General features: G+C 31.7%; 7 protein-coding genes. All 7 read right to left on the bottom strand.

Annotated elements, in window-relative coordinates:
- Positions 1–6 precede the first annotated feature (6 nt).
- Positions 7–1,191 carry a glycosyltransferase gene (locus KO464_03305; protein MCC7572397.1) on the bottom strand — a complete coding sequence of 395 codons (1,185 nt, stop codon included), beginning with the start codon at positions 1,189–1,191 and terminating at the stop codon, positions 7–9.
- 67 nt (positions 1,192–1,258) lie between these two features.
- The gene (locus tag KO464_03310) at positions 1,259–2,170 is read right to left on the bottom strand and encodes an NAD-dependent epimerase/dehydratase family protein (protein MCC7572398.1); all 912 of its coding nucleotides are present in this window, start codon (positions 2,168–2,170) and stop codon (positions 1,259–1,261) included.
- A gap of 9 nt (positions 2,171–2,179) precedes the next feature.
- Entirely contained in the window at positions 2,180–2,872 is a 693-nt protein-coding gene (locus KO464_03315) for a class I SAM-dependent methyltransferase (GenBank protein ID MCC7572399.1), read from the bottom strand.
- A gap of 231 nt (positions 2,873–3,103) precedes the next feature.
- Positions 3,104–3,964, bottom strand: coding sequence for a dTDP-4-dehydrorhamnose reductase (rfbD, locus tag KO464_03320; GenBank protein MCC7572400.1), 861 nt, complete (start codon positions 3,962–3,964; stop codon positions 3,104–3,106).
- Positions 3,965–4,960, bottom strand: a complete 996-nt coding sequence (rfbB, locus tag KO464_03325) for a dTDP-glucose 4,6-dehydratase (GenBank protein MCC7572401.1) — start codon at positions 4,958–4,960, stop codon at positions 3,965–3,967.
- 2 nt (positions 4,961–4,962) lie between these two features.
- Positions 4,963–5,439: a dTDP-4-dehydrorhamnose 3,5-epimerase family protein gene (locus tag KO464_03330; protein ID MCC7572402.1), complete on the bottom strand. Its 477-nt coding sequence runs from the start codon at positions 5,437–5,439 to the stop codon at positions 4,963–4,965.
- Positions 5,436–6,042, bottom strand: a 607-nt coding sequence (locus KO464_03335) for a glucose-1-phosphate thymidylyltransferase (protein ID MCC7572403.1), incomplete at its 5' end; no start/stop codon positions are given. The genes KO464_03335 and KO464_03330, both read right to left, overlap by 4 nt.

A 6,042-nucleotide genomic window follows, 5' to 3' on the forward strand; every position in this document is an offset into this window, starting at 1 on the left:
AATTTACTACCTCGAACTATCAATTTTGTCCCATGTGACTTTGTATTTTCTTTTCATAAAATCATGCCATGCATATAATACAATTAATTGTGATACAAAAAAATAGTGAATTGAAACAAATATATTATTAATCTTAAAATTAAATTTTTTTAGTCCTAAATAGAGAACCTCTGTAATAATTAAGATTATTCCAATAAAAATTAATCCAACTATCCATGGATTATGTAAAATGAAGTAATAGTAAAAGGTAGTGATTATTAGTAATGCAAGTAGCAATGGACTGAAAACTCGTAAAAAAGAATGTGATGGCAAAATTAGAAAACTGTAAAGACCGTATTTAGGATTAAATAACATCCTATAATGTTTTATCATTATTTGAAGTGTTCCTATTACTCTCCTCTTTTTTTGTGTTATTTCATCTTGGATAGAATTAGGGGCATATTCCCATATGATGGCACTAGGCTCATGTAATAATTTATAGCCAGTTTTTCTAATTCTTATGGACATATCAAAATCTTCTGCTATAATATTTTCGTCTAAACAATTAATTATGTCTTTTCGAAAACATGAAATCTCTCCTACCATGCATAAAACAGAATCTATTCTACTTTCTTTTTCCCTAATCCAGTTCTCCAACCTTCTAAAAAAGGATTCTCCTGCACCAATATCGCTATTAAAACTATTCTTCAAAATGTATTTTCCTTCCACGCCTCCAATTTTGGGATTGGCAAAATGCTTAGTCAAATTCGAAAGAGAATTCTTTTCCATGTAGGCATTAGCATCAGTTATAAGGATAATATCTCCTTTAGATTCTTTTAATCCTAAATTCACTGCAGATGCTTTACCTTTCCTTGTTTTTTGTTCTATTAATTTTATTATTATTCTAGTACTATTATGTGAAATTTCATTCACAATTTTTCTAGTATTATCTTTAGATGCGCTATCAACTACAATAATTTCGATATTTTTCTTTTTATATTTAAGATCCAAACAATTTAGTAATTTATTTCTAATTACTTTTTCTTCATTATATGTGGGAATGATAATAGTAAGAAAAGGACTAAAATTAGAATCATAGTAACTATTATTAGTAAAAAACTTAGATATAATAAATAAGAATATTGGGTATCCAAGATAAATCCAGAAAATACTAAATAATGACCAAAAAAATAAGAATTTAATAATTTCCATGTTTATTACCTTTTGAATGACCTTGTTTATAGTTATTTCATTTGTAGTATAAATAATTTATAGGATTTCAAGTTCTATTTTCTAATATCTTTTTTATACCTAATTTCAATGAGAATTTTGGCCTAATATTTAAATTTTCTTCTAATTTTTTTGTATCTCCAAGTGTGACATGTATATAGTTTTTTATTTCATTAGCTACGTAAACTGGTTTAATTGAAGATCCGATATTTTCGTTAATAACTTCTACTAAATCATTTAAACTATATGAGATACCAGTTCCAATATTTAAAATATCATATTTTATATTTGATTTATAAGCAGATATAATTCCCGAAATAACATCATCAACATAAATGAAATCTCGACGTTGCTCTCCATTTCCATATATAATTGGAGATTTACCATTTTTCATGCCCCATAAAAACTGAGAAACTAAATTTGCATATTTTCCTTTAAACCTTTCATTGGGGCCATAAACTGAAAAGAATCTCAATCCAATAGACATAGTTTCATGCCAATCATAATGTAAACTAGCTAATCTTTCCATTGCGTATCTTGCTTCAGTGTAATAATCCTTGACATATATACTCATATCTTCTTTCCAGGGAGTAGTATTACCGTTGTAAACAGAAGATGAAGATGCCCACACCATTTTTACGTTTAAATCTTGACTTAGCTTTAACATATTTATGAAATCATTTATGGCTTTCCCAACCAAGGAAGGATTTTCTTTGTACATAGGTGAAGAAGAATATATGCCTAAATGAAAGATTCCATCTATACCTTTTATATCTTCTAGGACAATACTACCAGCATCTTTTTCAATAAAATTAATATCACTAATATATTTAATAATATTATCTTTTGATCCACTATGTAAATTATCCACAACGATTATTTCATTTCCTTTTTTTATCAATTCTTCTACCAGATGACTTCCTATAAATCCAGCGCCCCCTGTAACTAGAAATTTTTTCATAATATTCCCTCATTTTTTTATAACATAAAATAAACCATAATTTGTTATCCCATAATCTTTAATTTTATCTTCATAAGAATTAACAAATTTATCTATCCCAATTGTAGCTCCTTTCCATTTCTCATTATTATAATCGTGAAATACCATTATTCCATTTGAGGACAACTTTGGCCAAATTGCAGATGCACTATAAAAAATACTATCAGCCAAATCACAATCAATAAATGCAAAACAATAATCAGATTCAAGTCTATGCAGTGTATTTACAAAAAAACCTTTTATAGGAATAACAATATTCTTTAAACCTAATTTTTCTATTTTCTTAGTTACATACTCATAAGAAGTTATGGTAAATGCATTGTCAACTGGATTAGTTAGATTCATTTCTCTTTCTCTTTTTAATTCATTTTTATCAAATCCTTCGAAAGAATCACAAGCATAAACGATCTTATCACTTTTTTCCTGAATAAGATAATTTGCCATTACAATACTGGTTCCGCAAAGTGAACTACCACATTCAATTATATTTCCCTTTAATGAAAGAGTTTTTTCAAGATTTAGTAATAAATCATTTAGTTCATTATGGCTTAATCCAGATTCATAATTTATATAAGATATTTTGTAAAAAAAGGGAAAATTTAATAATATTCGATTTAAAAATTCTTTTGGAATAGCATATCTTAATTTTGACTTTAAACTCATTATCTCGCCTACAAAATTTCATTGTATTTTCTATTTTTCCATATTAAAACTAATGCTTTCATTTAAATTCCTCATCGAATAAATTTGCGGTATAAGAAATACTCATAACAAATGAAGAGTAATGTCTCAATTCCAATAATAAAACTAAAAGTCCGAATATTACAAATCTTAAACAGAAAACATATATAATTTCCACGCTGCAAGAAATACTTTCGAACAATACCCTCAAAATCAAAGATAATCTTCCCCCTGAAGATGACTTATTAGTCCACTTTTCCAATCCTTAGGACAAACTCCCAATTTTTGAAGCTTTTGATTATTCAATGCAGAGAAAATTGGTCTTTCTGCTTTTCTATCTAAGTCCTTTGAATCTATTTTTTGTATATCTGGATTTAAATTCATAATCTTAAAGATCTCAGTGGCAAATTCATACCAGGAACATTGCCCGCTATTATTCAAATGGTAAATTCCAAATTCAGGATTCTTTTCAATTAGACTTTTTATAAGGAAAGCAGCATCTTTTGTATAAGTAGGTGACATGAAGATATCATCAACTACTTTTATTTCTTCGTTTCTTTCTGCTGTGGAAATCATAGTTTCTATAAAGTTTCCCCCTTTCCCACTAGACCCCGCTTTACCGAATAGACTTGATACTCTAAAGATGTAATATTTTCTTGAATAACATTGTGTCAAACATTCCCCCAAATATTTGCTCATACCATAAACATTGATAGGATTTGGAAGGTCATCTTCAGTGTATGGAGTTCCTTTTCTCCCGTCAAAAACATAGTCGGTGCTTATGTAAACATTTGTGGAATTAAGTTCTTCAGATACCATAGCAATGTTCTTTGCACCGATTGAATTGACACTAAATGCTTCTAAAGGATAAATCTCCGCATCGTCCACTTTGACATATGCGGCACAATTGATTACAACATCTGGATTGATTTTGCCCAATACTTTTCTGCACATAGAAAAATCAGTAACTTCTATTTCTTTCCTTGTTAAATTTACAGCGTCTTCTCCATAAATCTTGGAAAGATCTGAACCAAGTTGACCGTTTGAACCTATTATTGCTGTTTTATTTTTCATCTAATTCCAGTACCCTTTAGTTTGCTCTTCTACCCTCCTCTTAAGAGGCTTCCACCAACGAGGATTATTTTCATACCATTGGATAGTCTTTCTCATTCCTTCGTCAAACGAGACTTCCGGGTGCCATCCCAAAGACATTACTTTGCTACTGTCTAAGGAGTACCTGAAATCGTGTCCCGGTCTATCCTTTACATATTTCAAATAATTGTCCTGGTCTTTGCCCATTTCCTTTAGTATAAATCTCGCAATATCAATTGTCCTTTTTTCAACACCACTACCAAGATTATAAGCTTCGCCAACTAAACCATTCATTAAGATGTGGTATATCCCTCTACAGCAGTCCTCTACGAAAAGCCACTCACGTATGTTCTCTCCCTTTCCATATAATGGGATTGGAAGGTCTTCAATCAGATTAGTGATAGCAAGTGGCATCAGCTTTTCTGGGAACTGGTAATAACCAAAGTTGTTTGATGGCCTTACTATTATAGAGGGAAACTCATAGGTCTTATGGTAAGCACTTACTATAAGTTCTCCGCTAGCTTTGGATGCAGAATACGGGGAATTTGGCGCCATTGGTGTATCCTCATGAAACTTATCTAGCTTGTTCTCAATTGCACCATAGACTTCATCAGTTGATATGTGGATGAATTTTTTAATGCCTATTCTTCTAGATGTTTCAAGAAGTATTTGAGTTCCTAAAACATTAGTCGATATGAAAGGAGCTGGGTCTCTAATAGATCGGTCAACATGGCTTTCTGCTGCAAAATGAACAACATGGTCAACTCCACTTAGATCATCAATTAGATCAAATGAGTTAACGATGTCCGTTTTGAAAAAGGTATATCTGTTGCTATCTTCAACATCCTTTAGATTGTCTTTGTTACCGGCATATGTAAGGGCATCAACATTTATTATGTCCCAGTCTGTCTTTTCGAAAATAAAATGGATGAAGTTACTACCTATGAATCCGCATCCACCAGTAACTAAGAGCTTCATTATCAATCAATCCGAAATGGTGAATTTTTGTCATTTTCATGCCTGATTTCATCTACAGTTTCTTTCCTTTTTGTCCCAGCAAATAGCTTATTTGGGAAATTCACAACTGTTCCTAGAATTGTGCCTGTGTTCTTGTACCCATGAACAACTCCTGGTGGCACTATCACCATTCCAGGATAGTCCTCACCAAAATACTTGGTCATTATATTGCCATAAGTCTTTGAACTCTTTCTGTTGTCCCACAAACATACTTTGAAGTTTGAAGGCCCCAAAAAACAGAAATAATCTGTCTGATTTTCATGCTCATGCGGGCCTCTAGTTATCCCGGGGTAAGTCACAGATATATAAGACATTACAGGCAAATGCTCTTTTTCTAATTCATCTTCTCTAAATAGCTCGCAAAGCCAGCCTCTATCGTCAACATATTTTTTAAGTTCCTTTATCACAACACCATCAATTGGACGATTGGTGAATTTCATAACTCAACCTCCGAATAGTCTCCTATATGTAGGATTACACCTTTGTCCTCCTTTTTGCTGTAAACTTTCGCATGCCTTCCTATAAGACTTTCGTACAATCTTTTTACATTAGAAATTTCAGACCCTTCTAAAAGAACGGAATACTCAACTGAAGAATTTGAAACTTTTGATGAGTTTCCAATGCTAGTGAATGGGCCTATAAATGAGGATTCAATTAAGCAGTTCTCACCTACAATTACTGGCCCTCGGATAGTCGAATTCTTTATAATAGCAGTTTTTGCTATTTCAACTCTCCCATCAATTTTGGAGTCCGCTATATTACCGTCAAGTTTGTATGACAATTTTTCATCAAGAACCGTGGCATTTGCCAGAAGTATGTCGTCTTTTTTACCTGTATCTAGCCACCAAGAGGACAAAATTTCTGCCTTAACATTGTATCCTTTTCCAATCATAATTTGGATTGCATCTGTTATCTCAAGTTCCCCACGCCAAGATGGTTTTACCTCTTTTATAGCTTCGTGGACCCTTGCAGAAAAAACGTAAACGCCAACTAGTGCTAAATTACTTATGAATTCCTTTGGCTTTTCAACTAATTTATTAATA

This window comes from Methanofastidiosum sp. (assembly GCA_020854815.1).
Lineage (GTDB): Archaea > Methanobacteriota_B > Thermococci > Methanofastidiosales > Methanofastidiosaceae > Methanofastidiosum.

Coding starts and splice junctions, on each gene's coding strand:
- rfbB (MCC7572401.1), bottom strand. CDS start 4,960: ATGAAGCTCTTAGTTACTGGTGGATGCGGATTCATAGGTAGTAACTTC.
- KO464_03315 (MCC7572399.1), bottom strand. CDS start 2,872: ATGAGTTTAAAGTCAAAATTAAGATATGCTATTCCAAAAGAATTTTTA.
- KO464_03305 (MCC7572397.1), bottom strand. CDS start 1,191: ATGGAAATTATTAAATTCTTATTTTTTTGGTCATTATTTAGTATTTTC.
- KO464_03330 (MCC7572402.1), bottom strand. CDS start 5,439: ATGAAATTCACCAATCGTCCAATTGATGGTGTTGTGATAAAGGAACTT.
- rfbD (MCC7572400.1), bottom strand. CDS start 3,964: ATGAAAAATAAAACAGCAATAATAGGTTCAAACGGTCAACTTGGTTCA.
- KO464_03310 (MCC7572398.1), bottom strand. CDS start 2,170: ATGAAAAAATTTCTAGTTACAGGGGGCGCTGGATTTATAGGAAGTCAT.